Raw genomic sequence first — 15,387 nt, 5'->3', positions numbered from 1 at the left:
GCCTAGGATCGAGTCATGCCCACGGTTCCCACCGCACTGCGCGGGAAGTGGTCGATCGCCTCGCGCGACTCGTTCCTGTCCATCGGCTCCACCGGGTCGATCCTGTCGATCGGCAGTGTCGGCTCGATCCTGTCCGTCGGGAGCATCGGCTCGTTCGCGTCGCTGCTGTCGGTGGGGTCCTCGATGAGCGCCTTCTCGTTCCTGTCGAACATGTCGAGCGCGTCGGCGCTGTCGCACCAGAGCGACCAGTCGGTGCTGTCCTCGCAGTCGAAGCGGGCCGTGCGGGGCTACCGCGCCAACGGCGCCAAGCGGGCCGCCGACCGGCGGGCAGAGCGCAACGGCGACGCCGCCGACGCGCTCGTCAGCCCCGACGCGCCGCCGCCGGCCGCGTCGAACGGGCATGGTCGCCCGCAGCGACTCGACCGGGTGCAGGGCGTCAGCCGGGGCTGACCTCGAGGCCGAGCCACGTGGCGAGGTCGACGATCTCGCGATCGACGTCCTCGGCCATCCGCGCGGTGAACGGGGTGTCCTCGTGCACCGCGTTGACGACGAGCACGCCCGCCTTGCGGTCGGCTTGGGCGTCGAGCTTCCCGACGAGGCGGTCGCCGTGGAGGATCGGCAGCGCGAAGTACCCCCAGCGTCGCTGCTCCTTCGGCTTGTACATCTCGAGGTAGTACTCGAAACCCCAGAGCTGTTCGGCGCGGGTGCGGTTGTGGACGAGCTGGTCGAAGGGCGACAGCAGCGCGGTGCGGCCGGTGAAGGTCGCGCCCACGGCGTCGAGGTGCGGCTCGTGCACGCGCCACGTGCCCGGCGTACCGGCGACGGTGACCTCGATGCCGGCGTCGCCGACGTACGGCTGCTCGCCGGGTGTCTCGGGGCCGCTCGCGCGGGCGATGCCGAGGGCGGCGAGACGGCGCTCGTTGCGGAACCGGGTGGCGTCGTCGTGGCCGAGCGGCTCGAGGGGCGCCCCGTAGACCCGCTCGGGCAGGTCGAAGTAGCGCTGGCGGCCCTTGCGGCCGGCGATGGCGATGTGTCCGCGGCGGGCCATCGACTCGAGCATCTTGGTGACGTTGCGGTTGTTGGTCCAGCCGCTCGAGGGCCACGGGACGGCGCTGGTGTCGGGGATGTCGCGCGACAGGAGCGGGCCGTCGGCGTCGAGCCGGTCGAGGATGTCCTGGCGGAACTGCTGGTTGGCCTCGAGCCACTCGGTCATCGCCGGGTGGAACTCGCGGCCGACCCACTCGGAGACGACCGCGGCGACGTCGCCCGGCGGCCGGATGTAGGCGACGGTCTCGTGCAGGCGGCGGTCGTCGAGCGCCGCCGTGAGGTCGGCCGGCCGGTAGGACGAGCCGAGCCGCGCCCACAGCACGAGGTCGGCGCTCGGTGCTACCGCCGCGGTGGGGTCGATCTGGAGCATCGTCAACCGGTCGACGACGTCGAGCAGGTCGGTGGGGCGAGGGGCGTCGAGCAGCTGCGCGTGCACCGCGACGCGTCGTGCCTGGTCGATCGACAGCTCCGTCAGCGCCATGTCGCCGACCCTAGACCGATCCACCGACGCCGGGCGGGGCCAGGCGGGACTGCGCGGGTCTAGCCTCGTGACGTCCAGGCGTCGCATCCGGAGGTGGTCATGTCCTACGTCGTCGACTTCACCGAGGTCTCCACGGTGGGCCTCGAGTCCTCGCCGCACGCGGAGGCGCTCGCCGGCCTGCGGGCCAACGAGGCCCGTTACTACAAGAACAAGTACGACCACACCTTCACCACCGAGCCCGCCGCCGAGGCGAAGGACACCGTCGACTTCGTGAGCCGCGTCCTGGAGCAGGAGCGCGGCATCGTCATCGCCTCGCCGCCGCTGGAGGCCACGGCGTTCGAGGTCGACGGCATCCGGATGGCCTACGTCTTCTACGAGTCGGGCCTGTCGGTCAACGTCATGTACACCGTCGCCGACGGGGGCAAGCGCGCCGTCGGGTTCAAGCTCTGCGCCGGGATGGACGCGCCCGAGGAGCTGTCGTCGTTCAAGTTCGCGCGTCAGAAGTCCAAGCTCGCCGGCACGATCCGCGGCTCGTTCTTCGTCATCAAGGGCGAGTACTGACGCGCAGCGAGAGGCCGTCGCTCAGGGCTCGCCGGGCATCGCGGTGTCGACGCGTCGGCCGTCGACGGTGACGACGGCGGCGCGCCAGAAGCTCACGAGGTCCTTGACCGGCAGCGCGTCGTGGAGCGGGTCGGGGTAGGACCAGGCGACGTCGGGGGCGCCGTCGGCGCTGAGGTAGGACGCGACGCCCTTGTAGGCGCAGACGGTGTGCGTCTGCGACGGCGTCAGCAGGTCGAGGCGGACGTCCTCGCGCGGCAGGTACCAGCGCACCGGCAGGCCCGTCTCGACGAGCATCATCGGTCGTGACGACTCCGCCACGACGACCTCGCCGACCTCGACGCGCACGTGGCGGTCGCTGCGCAGCACGTCGATCCGCTTGAACGGGTCGTGCGGGTGGCCCATGACCGGCTCGTCCTCCTCGAGCCACTCGAACGGATGCCACTGCAGCAGCACCCGGCCGCCGAGCGCTGGGTCGTCGGGCCGGAAGGCCACCTCGCCGTGCCCGTCGAGGTGCAGCGAGCGGCCCGGCACCGTGTGCCACTCGTTGTGGCGCGGCGCGAGGACCGGCGCGCGGATCTCGGGCACCGGCGCGGGGTCGTGCTCGGTCAACGTCAGGTGGAGGTCGCCGGGTGGTACGGCGTACCAGGGCACGATGCGTCGGGGCTCGTACACGAGGAGGGCGTCACGGGTGTCCATGACGGTCCGGCCGTCGAGGAGCGCGCGCAACCGCTTCGGGGTCGCGGCGTAGCGCAGCTCGCCGAGGTCGCGGAACCACTGCTGGTAGAGGTCGATGGCCATGCTCCGAGCATGCGCACCATCCGCGGGGCGCGGCAAGGGAACGGAGGGGGTACGTCGGCGTGAGCCGGAAGGGACGCGTGCCGAGGGGACCTACTCGTCGCGTGTGTGCGTGTCACCGCCGTCAAGGCCCGGCGGCAGGGCGAGGCCCGGACGCTCGTCGTCCCACGCGACGGCGCTGATCCGCCACCCCTCCGGCGTCCGGACGAGCTGCACCGACTTCATGCCGCGGCCCGCGGTCGGCTCGCCGTCGTGGATGCCCTCCTTGGCGTAGGCCCCGAACCACGCCGCGACGTCGCCGAACACGTCGATGCGCCCGGCGAGCGACCACTCGTGGAAGTCGACGAGCGACCCGCCGGACAGGAGCGCCTCGCGAGGCGCGACGAACGACTCGACGTCGTACACGCCGAGGTCGAGGCCGCACGTGCGGACGACGACGGCCTGGGGCAGCAGCAGCGTCCGCAGCCGGTCGAGCCGCTGCGGCGACTCCGGGCCCGACCGGAACGCGTCGAGGAACGCGTCGACCACGTCGCGCACCGCCGCGCGGTCGGCGTCGACGTCGAAGAACGGATCTGCCTGCTGGCTCTGGCTGCTCACGCCCGAACGGTAACCCGCGGACGGAGCCAGAACCCGTGGACGGAGCCAGGCTCCCCTGACGCGGGCCGACCCCTCGGTCGTCTACGGCGCGAGCGAGGCGGCCGTCTCGATGGTCACCGTCCAGTACGCGAAGTCCGTGCCGGAGGTGAAGTTCAACGCCGTCGAGCCGGGAATCACCGCGACGGGGCTCGGCGGCGGGTCGCCGGGTAGCCACCCGGGTCGTCCGGCCGCGGAGAGTGCACGCGTCGTCGCTGAGCTCGCGCTCGTCGGTCCTGACGGCCCGACCGGCACGTATCGCGAGGATGTCGGCGAGCTCGGTTGGTGAGGGCGGCCGCTCGACGCGCCGCCCGACGCGCCGCTCGACGCGCTGCCCGACAGGGTGCCCGACGCCGGAGTGCCCGCTACGAGAGGCTGACCTGGAGCTCCCGGCCGAGGACCTCGCCGAGCCGACCGGCCTCGTGCCGGATGGACGCGTCCGGGCGCTTGCCGCGGTCGCGCCAGGTGACCGTCAGCGCGTCGCCCTTGCGGGCCCACGTGCCGCGGACGACGCCACCCACGACGAGTGGGTTGGCCTTGCGGGTCATGGCCTCCCGCAGAGGCGGCGGCACGACCTGTTCGTCCTTGGTGCCGACGCCCATGACCCACTGGTCGTGCCCCGGGAGGAAGCGCACGACGTCGGACGCCGTTGCGGCACAGAGCGACTCGACGTCCTCGCGCACGACGTACGCCGTCGTGCCCTCGACGTCGAGAGCGGCCAGCGCGTCGCCGAGGCCGGCGATCCACCGGTCGAGCCGCTTGCGCCCGGCGCTCAGGCCGCTGCCGAGCCAGTGGTGGACGTGCTCGAGCGTGGCCGGCCCGTACGTGCGCAGGTAGGCCGTGACGGCGCGCGGTCCGGCGTCGTCCAGGGCGGGGACGCCGGCCCACCGGGGGTTGGTGTCGAGGCGCTGGAAGGTGTGCCGCCCGTCGCGCGGCGGTCCGAAGCTCATGTCGCCCTGCCAGGTCAGCGGCTTGACCAGCGTTCCGGCGCCCTCGGCGAAGACCGGCTCGAGGTGGCGGTAGGCCTGGCGCCGCGTCACGGCGGCACCGATCTCACCGATCGTCAGCGGCCCGTCGGCCAGGGCGTCGCGGACGGCCGCCCGGAAGTCGGGCCAGTCCGACGCCGCGAGCCGGTAGTACTCCACCCAGCTCGGCAGCTCCCACTGCCGCCCGGCGGTGCGGATCGACAGGTAGATGCCGCCCTCCTCGGGGGAGAGGTAGTGCATCGACCCGCGGAACGCGAAGGCCTTGATGACGGTGCCGTCGGCGACGGCCGTGGCGAGGTCACCCGGACGTGCCGTCGTGCTCCGGACGCCGACGGCGAGGTCGGCGAGCGACTCGTCCATCGACAGCACCGCGCCGAGCCGGCGCACCACCTCGGCTGCCGACGCGGGCCCGACCGGGTCGAGCAGGTGCCGTTCCAGCCGCCAGCCCAGGGCCTGCGGCCAGGTGACGTGGACCTCGCTCGCTGCCGGTGCCATCGCCGGTGCCGTCGCCGGTGTCGCTGCCGGTGTCGCTGCCGGTGTCCTCGGGCTCATGTCGGCATGCTCGCACCGGTTCCGGACGAAAGGCGCCCGGAGGCCCGCCGCCTCGACGGACGAGCGCGAGCCCCTACCGGCGTGGGAGCTCGTGGAGCACGACCGGGTCGAGCGCACCCCCGTCGACGGTGGCCGTCATGTAGGTGCAGGTCGGCTGACGGCGCCGGTCCGTCGGCGAGCCGGGGTTGAGCAGCCGCAGGCCTCGGGGCGTGGCCGTGTCCCACGGAATGTGGCTGTGCCCGAAGACGAGGACGTCGAGGTCGGGGTAGGCCGCCTCGCACCGCGCCTCCCGACCCGAGGCCGCGCCGGTCTCGTGGACGACGCCGAACCTGACCCCCTCGACGTCGAACGAGGCGTACTCGGGCAGGCGCTCGCGGAGCACGCCGTGGTCGTTGTTGCCGACGACCCCGACGAGGCGCCGGGCCCGTGCCTCGAGCGCGTCGAGCGTCGCGACGTCGACCCAGTCGCCGGCGTGGACGACGAGGTCGGCGTCATCGACGGCCTGCCACACCTCGGCAGGAAGCTGCCTGGCACGCTTGGGCAGGTGGGTGTCGGCGAGCAGGAGCAGCCGGGTGGTCATGGGCCCAGTCAACTCCCCGGGCCGGCCGCAGGGGCGACACGCCGCAGACCTCGCACAGCCGACTTCTCGGGAATCCCTCGGCGTGCCGGCCCGGTCGGGGGGAGCATGGAGGCATGTCCCGTCTTCGGACGGTGACGCGTCGCCTACCCCTGACGAGCGCCCTCGTCGTCATCGTCATCACGCTGGCCGTCGTGACGCGGGCCCTGTGGGACCCGCTGCTCGACCGACCCCTCCACGCGTCGATCACCTACGGCCTGCCGGCCCTCGAGGACGGCGCCTGGTGGACCGTCGTCGTCGGCGGGTTCTTCGCCGCGAAGCCCTACCAGTACGTGCCGATCCTCTTGGGGCTCATGCTCTTCGGCGGGTTCGCGGAATGGCGCCTCGGCACCCGACGGGCGGCGATCGCGCTCTTCGCCTGCCACGTCGTGGCGGTCCTCGGCACGGCCGCGGTCCTCGCGGTGACCCGCGACCACGGCTACGTCTGGACCACGACCCTCGCCGTGGTGCGCGATGCCGGCCCGTCGGCCGGTTTCCTCGGGGCCGCGGCAGCCGCGTCGGTCACGCTGACACCGCCGTGGCGGGGCCGGGTGCGGGCCCTGCTCGTCGCCTACGTCGTGCTCTTCGTCATCCACATGGGCTCCCTCGCCGACGCCGAGCACGTGATCGGCGTCGGGTTCGGGCTGCTGCTCGGCCCCTACCTCGTGGGCCGGTCGCCCTCGTTCAGCGCCCGGCAGCTGACCCGGCGCGACTTCCGTCTCCTCGCGTGCGCGTTCTTCGCCGTCGCCGCGATCGAGGTGTTCCTCCACCCCTTCACCCACGCCGACGGACCGTTCGCCGTGACGATGTCGGCCGAGGCCCGTGCGCAGGAGATCAGCGACCCCGACTTCTGGTTCGGGGTCGTGCAGATCGTCCTGTGGCTGTGGCTCGCCCGGTCGCTCTACAAGGGGCGCCGACGCGCGTGGCGCTGGGCCGTGGCGCTGCTCGTCGTCGTGGTCGGCACCCAGGTCGCGAACTACGTGTGGATGATCGCCGTCGGCGAACCGGGCCTGCTCGCGGCCGGGTGGGACATCTTCGGCAACGCCCTGGGCCTCTCCGTGCTCCTCGTCGGGCGGCACGCCTTCCGCAACCCGTCGCCGCGACGGGCCCGGCGCACGACGGGCAGCCTCGTGGCCCCGGCCGACGACGACCAGCGCTCCCGGGCCACGGCACTGCTGCGCGCGCAGGGCACCGTCAACCGTCTCGCCTGGATGACGACGTGGCCCGAGAACCGGTGGTTCGTGCCGCGGGACGTGCCCGGCTACGTCGCCTACCGCGTCCACGCCGGCGTCGCCATCGGCCTCTGCGACCCCGTGGCGGCCACCGAGGCCGAGCGCTCGACGCTCCTCGGCAGCTTCGCCGACGCCGCCCGAGCGCAGGGTCTCGTGCCCTGCCTCTTCACCGTGACGGAGGAGGCGTCGCGCCACGCCCGGGCCCAGGGCTGGCACTCCCTGCAGGTCGCCGAGGAGGCGTGCATCGACCTGCCGACGCTCGACTTCGTCGGCAAGGCGTGGCAGGACGTGCGGACCGCCCTCAACCAGGCCGCCAAGCTCGGCGTGCAGTTCCGGCTCGGCACCCTCTCCAAGATGCCGCGTGGCCTGCAGATGCAGGTCAAGGCGATCTCCTCGGACTGGGTCGAGGACAAGGGGCTGCCCGAGATGGGCTTCACCCTCGGCGGGGTCGACGAGGCGCTCGACCCGCACGTCCGCGTCGGCCTGGCGGTCGACGCCGACACGACCGTGCACGGCGTCACGTCGTGGATGCCGTTCCACCCCAGCGGTGGCGGCGAGCCGGCCGGCTGGACCCTCGACGTCATGCGACGCCTGCCGGGCGGGTTCCGGTACTCGATGGAGTTCCTCATCGCCTCGGCCTGCCTCGCCTTCAAGGAGGAGGGGTGCGCCGTCGTGTCGCTCTCCGGGGCACCGCTCGCGCGCACCGTTCCCGCCGCCGAGGACGACACCCTCGACCGGGGCACGCTCGATGCGTTCCTCGACCGGCTCGGCGCCTCGCTCGAGCCGTACTACGGCTTCCGGTCGCTGCACGCCTTCAAGGCGAAGTTCCAGCCACGCACCGAGCCGCTCCACCTCGTCTTCCCCGACGAGGCGGCCCTGCCGCGGATCGGCCTGGCGCTGAGCCGTGCCTACCTGCCCGAGGCCGGCGTGCGCGACCTCGTGACGCTGGCCCGCTCCGGCCACCACTGATACGCGTCAGGCGCTGGGCGTCAGGCGCTGGGCGTCGGGCGTCAGCCGCGCGGTGGACGCCGCGCCCCTCCGAAACCCTGCCGCACCGAGACCCACGCGGCACCGACGAGCAGCAGCGCCGCGAGCGCCGCGAAGGCTGCGCTGAGGTCGACGACGCGGTGGGTGACCGTGACGTGCTTGGGGAGGTTGGCGAGCACCTTCGTCAGCCCCTCGGTGTCCTGCGCCGCGAAGTACTCGCCCCCGGTCGTCCTGGCGACCCCACGAAGCGCCGCCTCGTCGACGATGAGGAAGTTGCGCCCGCCGAGGTCGACCCCGCGCGACCCGAAGCCGCCGCTGACGTCGCGCCCGAAACCGGGCCCGGGCAGTCCGCCGTACTGGTCGAGGGTGCAGGCGAGGCGCGTCGGGTTCCGGGTGCCGAACCCGATCGGGTACACCCGGACGCCCCGCTCCGCCGCCTGCTCGGCCGCCTGGGCCGGGCTGACCCCGCGCGTGTTCGCGCCGTCGGTGAGCAGCACGACGATCTCCGGTGCCGGGGCCACCCGGGTCGCGCCGCCCGGCCCGTCGGGGCCGTCACCGGGCGACGACGGCGCGGGCGTCGGGGCCGAGGGGGCCGGCGTGCCGGCCCCGTCGGTCGACGGCCCGTCCACCGGGTCGCTCGGCGGCACGTTCGGGTCGAGCTCGGCGATGGCGTCGACGGAGCGGAGGATCGCGGCCCCGATCGTCGTGCCCCTGCCGGTCGTCACACCGTCGATCGCCTCGAGCAGCGCGTCACGGTCGTCGGTCGGCGGCACCGCGAGCTGCGCGAACCCGGAGAAGACGACGAGCCCGATCTTCGTGGCGTCGTCCTGGTGCTGCACGAAGTCGCGCACCGCCGCCTGGGCCGCGCTGAGCCGGTTCGGCGTCACGTCGGTCGCGCACATCGACCCGGACACGTCGAGGGCCAGGATGATCGTCGAGCTCGACGCCGACACGTCGGCCTCGACCGTCGGGCGGGCGCTGCCCACCCCGAGCACCGCGAGGGCGCCGAGCACGAGCGCCACGGGCACGTGCCGACGCCACGACCGACGCGTGGCGCCCGCCGCCCGCAGCAGCGCGACGTCCGGGAAGCGCACCGCCTGCCGCCGCCGACGCCGCAGCTGCCACGCGTACGCCCCGAGCAGCACCGGCACGGCGATCAGGAGGAGCAGCAGCAACGGCTGGCCGAAGGACACCTAGACCACCCGCCCCTGCCGCAGCACCGTGACGCTCGCCCCCGCGAGCAGGAGCAGCGCGGCCACCCCGGCGACGAGCGAGGTGATCTCGTGGGGCACCGACCGTGTCGTCCACTGCAGCTGGATCGAGTCGTACACGGCCGCAAGGGTGGCCGCGTCCGAGGCGCGCCGGTACGTACCGCCCGTGGTGTCGGCGATCCGTCGCAGCGCCGACTCGTCGAGCGCCGTCGCGATGCTGAAGCCGTCCACCTCGATGACCGTGCCGGCCGGCGTCCCCAGCCCCACCGGGTCGATCCGCACCCCGGCGGCGGACGCGAGGTCGGCGAGGCCCTGCGGGTCGGCGCCCGATGTGTTCTCCCCGTCGGTGAGCAGGACGATCGCCGTGCCGCCGTAGTAGCCGATCGGCGTCTCGTCACTCGCGCCGTTCTCGGTGTCGGACGGAGCGTGGATCGGCCGGCCGGCGATGGCGCTCAGGCCGCCGAGGATGCCGCCGGCCAGCGATGTGTCGCTCTGGGGCTTGAGGCGGGCGATCGCCGCGAGCACCGCCGACCGGTCGTCGGTCGGGCGCTGGGTCACGACGCCGTTGCTGCCGAACGCGACGACGGCGATGCGGACGCTCGGCGGCTGCTTCGCGACGAACCCGCGCGCCGCCGACTTCGCCGCCTCGAGCCGCGTCGGCTTGAGGTCGGCGGCGGCCATGCTGTTCGACACGTCGAAGGCGAGCACGACCGTGCCCTCCCGGTGCGGCTCGGCCACCGCCGCGACCGGACGGGTGAGCGCCACGACGAGCAGCGCGAGGGCGGCCAGCAGCAGGGCCGGGCCGAGGTGCCGGAGCCGGTCGCGCCGCTCCACGAGCACCAGACCCTCGGCAGCCATGGCGCGCACGCGGGCCGCCCGACCGGCGAGCAGCCGCCGGTAGGCGACGACGAGCACCGGCAGGACCGCGAGCCCCACCAGCATCCACGGCCAGGTCAGCGTCATCGTCGGCGCGCCCCGATCCGCCGGCGCCGCAGGGCCGCGATGCGCACGAGGGCACGGACGAGGTCCTCGTCGGTCGACACGTGGTGCAGGTCGGCTCCGGCCTGGCGCGTCAGCCGCTCCAGCTCGACCCGTCGCTCGTCGGCCAGCTGCCGCACCCGCACCCGGAACGCCGCGTCGTCGGTGTCGACGACGATCTGCTCACCGGTCTCGGGATCCTCGACGTAGAGCGTGCCGATGCTCGGCAGGTCGTGCTCGCGGGGGTCGCTGACCCGCATCGCGACGACGTCGTGGCGACGGGCGAGCCGCCCGAGCTCGGCGTCCCAGCCGGGCGTGCTGACGAAGTCGCTGACGACGACGACCACCCCGCGCCGACGCGCGAGCCCGGCCACCACCCGCAGGCCGGCGCCGAGGTCGGTGACCCCAGGTGGCTCGGGACGCGTCGGAGCAGCTCGCCGGCCCCGCGCCCGCCACCGGCCTCGGCGTCGTTCGCCGGTGGACTCGGTGGACTCGGAGGCGGAGGTTGCGGAGGTTGTCGCGGTCGTGGCCGCATCGGCCGCGTCGTGCGCCGCTCGACGCGCGAGCAGGGCTCCCGCGATCCGCAGCACCTGGGTGCGTCCGGACCCGGGTGGCACGACGGCCTCGACCCCCGCGTCGACGACGACGGCGCCGACGCGGCTGCCCCCGCGCGTCAGGAGGTGGGCGAGCGTCGTGGCCACCTCGGCCACGACGAGGTCCTTGTTGCGGTCGGCCGGGCCGAAGCCCATCGAGCGCGACGCGTCGAGGAGCAGCCACGCCGTCACCTCGCGGTCCTCGACGTACTCGCGCACCCACGGCTCGTCGAGGCGCGCCGTCACGTTCCACTCGACGTGCCTGAGGTCGTCACCCGGCTCGTACTCGCGCAGGTCGGTGAAGTCGAGGCCCGAGCCCTTGAAGAGGCTGCGGTAGTCGCCCTGGAGCAGGCCGTCGAGGCGGCGCACGACGCGCCACTCGAGCCGACGGAGCAGGCGCTCCGGCGTCAGGGTTGGGGCTGCGCCCATGACGAGTCCTCCGCGCCGCCGATGGGGGCGCCTGTGCCCGTGAGCCGTTCGCGGACGGGCACGGCCGGCACCGGGACCGCGGCGACGATCGGCGCGAGGACCTGGTCGGCCGACAGGTCCTCGGCGAGCGCCTCGTACGACAGGACGACGCGGTGGCGCAGCACGTCGTGCGCGAGTTCGTGGACGTCGGACGGCAGGGCGAAGTCGCGCCCGCGCAGGAAGGCCAGTGCCCGTGCCGCGAGCACGAGGTTGATCGACGCGCGGGGGCTCGCCCCGTAGGTGACGAGCCGCGACAGGTCGTCGCGCCCGACCGACGCCGGGTTGCGCGTGGCCGACGCGAGCCGTACGGCGTACTCGATGACGGCGGGGTCCACGTACACCTCGTCGACCTCGTGCTGGAAGCGGCGCAGCACGTCCGGGTCGAGCACCTGCACCGTCCGGGCCGCTGCGGCGATCTGCCGTTCGACGACGACGAACTCCTCTGCGGCGGAAGGGTATCCGATGAGGACCTTGAGCATGAAGCGGTCCACCTGCGCCTCGGGAAGCTGGTAGGTGCCCTCGGACTCGATCGGGTTCTGGGTCGCCATGACGAGGAACGGGTCGGGCGCGGGGTACGTCTGGCGGCCGATCGTCACCTGGTGCTCCTGCATGACCTCGAGCAGGGCGCTCTGCACCTTCGCCGGCGCGCGGTTGACCTCGTCGGCGAGGACGAGATTGGCGAAGACCGGTCCGAGCGAGACCTGGAACTCGCCGTCGCGCTGGTTCCAGATCCGGGTGCCGACGAGGTCGGCCGGCACGAGGTCGGGGGTGAACTGGATGCGCTGGAACTCCCCACCGACCGTGGCCGCCAGGGTCTTGATGGCCATCGTCTTGGCCAGGCCCGGCACGCCCTCGACGAGCAGGTGGCCGCGCGCGAGCAGGGCCACGACCATCCGCTCGAGGAGCACGTCCTGCCCGACGATGGTCCGCTTGACCTCGTAGAGGGCCTGCTCGAGGAGCCGGTGGTCGGCCAGGGTGTCCGACGCCGTTTCGAGTGTGGCGTCGGGTGTGGTGTCGGGTGTGGCGTCGGGTGTGGTCTCGGGTCCCGACTGTGTCGGGGCAGCAGGCCCGGAGGCCGGGCGGGTCTGGTCGTCCATGCTGTCTCCTGGGTCTGGTCGTATGGGTCTGGTCGTATGGGTCTGGTCGTATGGGTCTGGTCGTATGGGTCTGGTCGTATGGGTCTGGTCGTACGGGTCTGGTCGGGCACTTCAGTGGGGTGGGCTCCCGGCCGCGCTGCCGGCCGTCGCGATGGGTACGGCGAAGCCGATGCCGACGAACAGCGCCTGGTCGGTGGGGTTCGCGAGGCCCGTGACGATGCCGACGACGTGACCCGCCTTGTCGAGCAGCGGGCCGCCCGAGTTGCCCGGGTTGACGGCGGCGTCGAACTGGATGAGGTGCTGCAGGTGCCGCCCGTCCGGCACCGTGACCGTCCGGTCGAGCGCCGACACGACACCGGCCGACAGCGAGTCGGTGAGCCCGAGCGGGTGCCCCACGGCGAAGACCGGCGCCCCCACCTGGACACCGCCACCGAGGACGGCCGGCACGACGGTGCCCGGTAGCTGCGTCGGCACCAGGGTGGCGATGTCGTTCTCCGGCTGGCTCTTCAGGACCCGGGCGGGCGAGCTCGTGCCGTCGGCGAACCGCACGGTGATCGTGCCGGCCCCGGCGATGACGTGGTTGGCCGTCAGCACCGTGCCGGCGTCGTTGACGACGACACCGGCGCCGGTGCCCTCCTCGGTGCCCGTCGACGTCGTCGTCCGCGTCGAGACGACGACGAGCGAGGGCTCGATCGCGCGGTGGGCCCTGGTGGCGTCGGCGGGTGCGGCGGCCTGCTCCTCACTGTAGGCCTGGAGCCCGCGCTGGACGCTCGCGTCGACGTCGCGCTGGGTCAGGGCGGGCGGTTCGGGGGGCCGGGTCAGTGCGTAGGCGAGTCCCGCGCCGGCGAGGAGCAGCACGACGAGCACCGCGACCCAGACGCGTCGGGGCAGGCCGCGCAGCCGGGCGAACCGGCGCGTCGGCTCGGGTGCCGGGTCGGGGTCCGCGGGCTGCGCGCCCGGAGGCTGGGCCATCGACGGCGACATGAGCGGCGACGCGTACGCGGACGGGAAGGGAGACGCAGGCGGAGGTCCGGGCTGCGGCGTGACGCCGGGCGTGGACGCCGACGGCGCGGCACCGAGGGGGCCGGCCGGATGCACCTTCGGCGGATCGGTGACCCGTGCCACCTCTCGACTCTACGTTCCGCACCCGCGACCCTGCAGGCGTCTGTCCACGGTTCACAGGTCAGTCGGTTCACCGGTCCGCCGGCGCCCGGTGAGGGTAGACAGGACCTGTGCCCCCACCGCCAGCGGTCCCCGACCCGCCCGACGCGGGGCACCGGTGGCGTCCGGGGCGCGACGACCCCGCCGGTGAGCTGCTGCGCTGGTGGCTGGCCGAGCAGGTCCGGGCGGTCCGCGCCGCCGAGGGGCCGGGCGGCGGCGCACCCGACGTCCACGACCTCCGGGTCGCGATGCGGCGGGCCCGCAGCGCCCTCGCCACGTTCCGCCCGCTCGTCGACGCCTCCCGCACCGAGCCGCTGCGCGCCGAGCTGCAGTGGGCGGCGTCCGAGCTGGGCCGGGTGCGGGACGCCGAGGTCGTCCTGGAACGCGTGGCCGCCCACGCACCGGCGGCGGCCGGTGTCGCCGGCACCGGGCTCGCCCGTCGGGGGCACCGGGCCCTGACGCGGGCCCTCGAGCAGGACCTCGAGAGCCGACGCCCCCGCGTCGTGGAGGTCCTGACCTCACGGCGCTACCGCTCGGCCCTCGCGGCCCTCGAGGCCCTGGCCGCCGACCCGCCCCTGACCGAACGGGCCACCGCCCCGGCCCGAGGCGTCGCCCGACGGCGGATCCGCGGAGAGGCCACCCGCTTCGACCGTCTCGCCCGGGAGGCGCTCGCCGAACCCGACACGGACGGCCGCGCCGCCCTGCTGCACGAGGCGCGCAAGGCGGCCAAGCGCCTGCGTTACGCGGCCGAGGCCGCAGCGCCGGTCACCGGGCGTCGCGTCCTGCGCATCGCCGAGGCCGCCGAGCACGTCCAGGAGGTCCTCGGCGAGCACCACGACACCGTCGCCACGAGGGTCGCGGTCGCCGAGCTGGCGACGACGGGCGACGCCGCGACGGCCTTCGCGGTCGGCCGCGTCCACGCCCTGGAGGAGGCCGAGGCGCTGCGCCTCGAGGAGGTGGCCGAGGTCGCGGTCCGACGCCTCCGCCGCCGATCCGGGGTCTGAGGCACGCACCGGCGCCTATTCTCGGAGCGCAGGCCTCGCACCGGACGCAGGAGGCAGCCATGGACGAGCCCGTCGGTCGCCGCCGAGTCGCGCTCCTCGACCGCTTCGACCTCGTGCTGCTGTTCGTCCTCGTCGCGATCGTCACGCAGTCGCTCGTCGACGTGCGCTTCTCCTACACCGGCCGGTTCATCACCCACGCGGTCACCGGTGCGGCGCTCGTCGTCGCCACCCGCGCCTCCGGAGCGTCCCGACGCATGTGCCGGCTCATGGACTGGTTCGTCGGACTCAGCGTCCTCGGCAACCTTGTCATCATCCTCTTCGAGTCCGTGCCAGGGGCCGCGCGGCCTCCCGCCGCGATCCAGCCCGACGCGTTCTGGTGCCTCGCCGCCTTCGTGACGCCGGTCCTCTGCGCGGGCCGGCTCGTGTGGCACCAGCGGGTGACCCTCCAGACCGTCCTCGGCGCCGTCGCCGCCTACCTGCAGCTCGCGGTGGCCTACTCGCTGCTCTTCCAGACGATCGACGCGTGGACGCCCGACGTGCACTACTTCGGCGAGAACGTCTCCTCGACCGTCTACATGTACTTCAGCCTCACGACGATCGCGACGCTCGGCTACGGCGACTTCGTGCCGGTCACCGAGGTCGGGCGCCTCGCTGCCATGTCCGAGGCCGTCATCGGGCAGGTCTACCTCGTGACGTTCGTGGCCATGGTCGTGTCCCGCTTCGCCGCCGAGGCGCCGGGCAGCAACCGACGCCGGCGGCGCTGGTTGTCCGAGGAGGAGCAGCCCGGCGAGCAGCAGCCCGGCGAGCATCGGGCCGGCGAGCATCGGGCCGGCGAGCATCAGGCCGGCGAGCATCAGGCCGGCGAGCATCAGGCCGGCGAGCAGCCGAGCGGTGGGCAGTCGACTGAGGCCGAGCCGGGTGGCGGTCAGCGGGGTGGGGGCCGGCCGGGTGGCGGGCGGCCGGGCGACGCGCCCTAGCATCGCGG

The 15,387-nt window shown here is 73.8% G+C and carries 16 protein-coding genes; 6 read left to right on the top strand and 10 right to left on the bottom strand.

From position 1 onward, the window contains the following. Positions 1-15 precede the first annotated feature (15 nt). A complete protein-coding gene (locus AC3A5R_RS10235) occupies positions 16-450 on the top strand; it encodes a hypothetical protein (protein ID WP_487620662.1) in 435 nt (144 codons plus the stop codon). Here AC3A5R_RS10235 and AC3A5R_RS10230 read toward each other — a convergent pair. After that, positions 437-1,528, bottom strand: a complete 1,092-nt coding sequence (locus AC3A5R_RS10230) for a DNA glycosylase AlkZ-like family protein (RefSeq protein WP_487620661.1) — start codon at positions 1,526-1,528, stop codon at positions 437-439. The two genes, AC3A5R_RS10235 and AC3A5R_RS10230, sit on opposite strands and share 14 nt — an antisense overlap. A 99-nt stretch (positions 1,529-1,627) precedes the next feature. Here AC3A5R_RS10230 and AC3A5R_RS10225 point away from each other — a divergent pair, with 99 nt between their 5' ends. Continuing rightward, complete coding sequence (locus tag AC3A5R_RS10225) at positions 1,628-2,089, top strand: phage tail protein (RefSeq protein WP_487620660.1); 462 nt, start codon at positions 1,628-1,630, stop codon at positions 2,087-2,089. Positions 2,090-2,110: 21 nt separating this feature from the next. Here the strand turns inward: AC3A5R_RS10225 and AC3A5R_RS10220 are convergent, their stop codons facing one another. Both AC3A5R_RS10220 and AC3A5R_RS10215 read right to left on the bottom strand, forming a co-directional pair. Further along, complete coding sequence (locus tag AC3A5R_RS10220) at positions 2,111-2,887, bottom strand: DUF427 domain-containing protein (protein WP_487620659.1); 777 nt, start codon at positions 2,885-2,887, stop codon at positions 2,111-2,113. Between the two features lie 90 nt (positions 2,888-2,977). Further along, complete coding sequence (locus AC3A5R_RS10215; RefSeq protein WP_487620658.1) at positions 2,978-3,481, bottom strand: DUF4440 domain-containing protein; 504 nt, start codon at positions 3,479-3,481, stop codon at positions 2,978-2,980. 109 nt (positions 3,482-3,590) lie between these two features. Between AC3A5R_RS10215 and AC3A5R_RS10210 the strand changes: the two genes are divergently transcribed. Beyond that, positions 3,591-3,806: a hypothetical protein gene (locus AC3A5R_RS10210; RefSeq protein WP_487620657.1), complete on the top strand. Its 216-nt coding sequence runs from the start codon at positions 3,591-3,593 to the stop codon at positions 3,804-3,806. Positions 3,807-3,882: 76 nt separating this feature from the next. Here the strand turns inward: AC3A5R_RS10210 and AC3A5R_RS10205 are convergent, their stop codons facing one another. After that, positions 3,883-5,055, bottom strand: a complete 1,173-nt coding sequence (locus tag AC3A5R_RS10205) for a DNA glycosylase AlkZ-like family protein (protein WP_487620656.1) — start codon at positions 5,053-5,055, stop codon at positions 3,883-3,885. Positions 5,056-5,128: 73 nt separating this feature from the next. Continuing rightward, positions 5,129-5,635 (bottom strand): metallophosphoesterase family protein, encoded by a 507-nt coding sequence (locus AC3A5R_RS10200; protein ID WP_487620655.1) that lies wholly within the window; start codon positions 5,633-5,635, stop codon positions 5,129-5,131. A 113-nt stretch (positions 5,636-5,748) separates the two neighbouring features. On the opposite strand from AC3A5R_RS10200, the gene AC3A5R_RS10195 reads away from it, so the two are divergent. Continuing rightward, the gene (locus tag AC3A5R_RS10195; protein WP_487620654.1) at positions 5,749-7,872 is read left to right on the top strand and encodes a bifunctional lysylphosphatidylglycerol flippase/synthetase MprF; all 2,124 of its coding nucleotides are present in this window, start codon (positions 5,749-5,751) and stop codon (positions 7,870-7,872) included. A 41-nt stretch (positions 7,873-7,913) separates the two neighbouring features. Here the strand turns inward: AC3A5R_RS10195 and AC3A5R_RS10190 are convergent, their stop codons facing one another. The 5 genes from AC3A5R_RS10190 to AC3A5R_RS10170 all read right to left on the bottom strand — a co-directional run bounded on the left by AC3A5R_RS10190 (position 7,914) and on the right by AC3A5R_RS10170 (position 13,362). Beyond that, complete coding sequence (locus tag AC3A5R_RS10190) at positions 7,914-9,083, bottom strand: VWA domain-containing protein (protein ID WP_487620653.1); 1,170 nt, start codon at positions 9,081-9,083, stop codon at positions 7,914-7,916. After that, on the bottom strand, positions 9,084-10,064 hold the full coding sequence (locus AC3A5R_RS10185; RefSeq protein ID WP_487620652.1) for a vWA domain-containing protein: 981 nt from the start codon (positions 10,062-10,064) through the stop codon (positions 9,084-9,086). It abuts the gene before it with no gap. Further along, the gene (locus tag AC3A5R_RS10180) at positions 10,061-11,101 is read right to left on the bottom strand and encodes a DUF58 domain-containing protein (RefSeq protein ID WP_487620651.1); all 1,041 of its coding nucleotides are present in this window, start codon (positions 11,099-11,101) and stop codon (positions 10,061-10,063) included. The genes AC3A5R_RS10185 and AC3A5R_RS10180 overlap by 4 nt, the downstream gene beginning before the upstream one ends. Continuing rightward, positions 11,080-12,237: an AAA family ATPase gene (locus AC3A5R_RS10175; RefSeq protein ID WP_487620650.1), complete on the bottom strand. Its 1,158-nt coding sequence runs from the start codon at positions 12,235-12,237 to the stop codon at positions 11,080-11,082. Before AC3A5R_RS10175 ends, AC3A5R_RS10180 begins: the two co-directional genes overlap by 22 nt. A 111-nt stretch (positions 12,238-12,348) precedes the next feature. Further along, the gene (locus AC3A5R_RS10170) at positions 12,349-13,362 is read right to left on the bottom strand and encodes a S1C family serine protease (RefSeq protein WP_487620649.1); all 1,014 of its coding nucleotides are present in this window, start codon (positions 13,360-13,362) and stop codon (positions 12,349-12,351) included. Positions 13,363-13,469: 107 nt separating this feature from the next. Between AC3A5R_RS10170 and AC3A5R_RS10165 the strand changes: the two genes are divergently transcribed. Then, on the top strand, positions 13,470-14,402 hold the full coding sequence (locus AC3A5R_RS10165) for a CHAD domain-containing protein (RefSeq protein WP_487620648.1): 933 nt from the start codon (positions 13,470-13,472) through the stop codon (positions 14,400-14,402). 59 nt (positions 14,403-14,461) lie between these two features. Beyond that, positions 14,462-15,379 (top strand): potassium channel family protein, encoded by a 918-nt coding sequence (locus AC3A5R_RS10160; RefSeq protein WP_487620647.1) that lies wholly within the window; start codon positions 14,462-14,464, stop codon positions 15,377-15,379. Positions 15,380-15,387: the final 8 nt, after the last annotated feature.

The organism is Intrasporangium sp. Soil_C_50 (assembly GCF_057656595.1).
The sequence above is the reverse complement of the archived record's forward strand: the minus strand, read 5'-3'. Positions and strand labels throughout refer to the sequence as shown.

What these genes read in the sequence shown, in the direction of transcription:
- AC3A5R_RS10195 (WP_487620654.1), top strand. Translation starts at nt 5,749, where the DNA reads ATGTCCCGTCTTCGGACGGTGACGCGTCGCCTACCCCTGACGAGCGCC.
- AC3A5R_RS10225 (WP_487620660.1), top strand. Translation starts at nt 1,628, where the DNA reads ATGTCCTACGTCGTCGACTTCACCGAGGTCTCCACGGTGGGCCTCGAG.
- AC3A5R_RS10160 (WP_487620647.1), top strand. Translation starts at nt 14,462, where the DNA reads ATGGACGAGCCCGTCGGTCGCCGCCGAGTCGCGCTCCTCGACCGCTTC.
- AC3A5R_RS10235 (WP_487620662.1), top strand. Translation starts at nt 16, where the DNA reads ATGCCCACGGTTCCCACCGCACTGCGCGGGAAGTGGTCGATCGCCTCG.
- AC3A5R_RS10175 (WP_487620650.1), bottom strand. Translation starts at nt 12,237, where the DNA reads ATGGACGACCAGACCCGCCCGGCCTCCGGGCCTGCTGCCCCGACACAG.
- AC3A5R_RS10230 (WP_487620661.1), bottom strand. Translation starts at nt 1,528, where the DNA reads ATGGCGCTGACGGAGCTGTCGATCGACCAGGCACGACGCGTCGCGGTG.
- AC3A5R_RS10185 (WP_487620652.1), bottom strand. Translation starts at nt 10,064, where the DNA reads ATGACGCTGACCTGGCCGTGGATGCTGGTGGGGCTCGCGGTCCTGCCG.
- AC3A5R_RS10210 (WP_487620657.1), top strand. Translation starts at nt 3,591, where the DNA reads ATGGTCACCGTCCAGTACGCGAAGTCCGTGCCGGAGGTGAAGTTCAAC.
- AC3A5R_RS10220 (WP_487620659.1), bottom strand. Translation starts at nt 2,887, where the DNA reads ATGGCCATCGACCTCTACCAGCAGTGGTTCCGCGACCTCGGCGAGCTG.
- AC3A5R_RS10180 (WP_487620651.1), bottom strand. Translation starts at nt 11,101, where the DNA reads ATGGGCGCAGCCCCAACCCTGACGCCGGAGCGCCTGCTCCGTCGGCTC.
- AC3A5R_RS10200 (WP_487620655.1), bottom strand. Translation starts at nt 5,635, where the DNA reads ATGACCACCCGGCTGCTCCTGCTCGCCGACACCCACCTGCCCAAGCGT.
- AC3A5R_RS10205 (WP_487620656.1), bottom strand. Translation starts at nt 5,055, where the DNA reads ATGAGCCCGAGGACACCGGCAGCGACACCGGCAGCGACACCGGCGACG.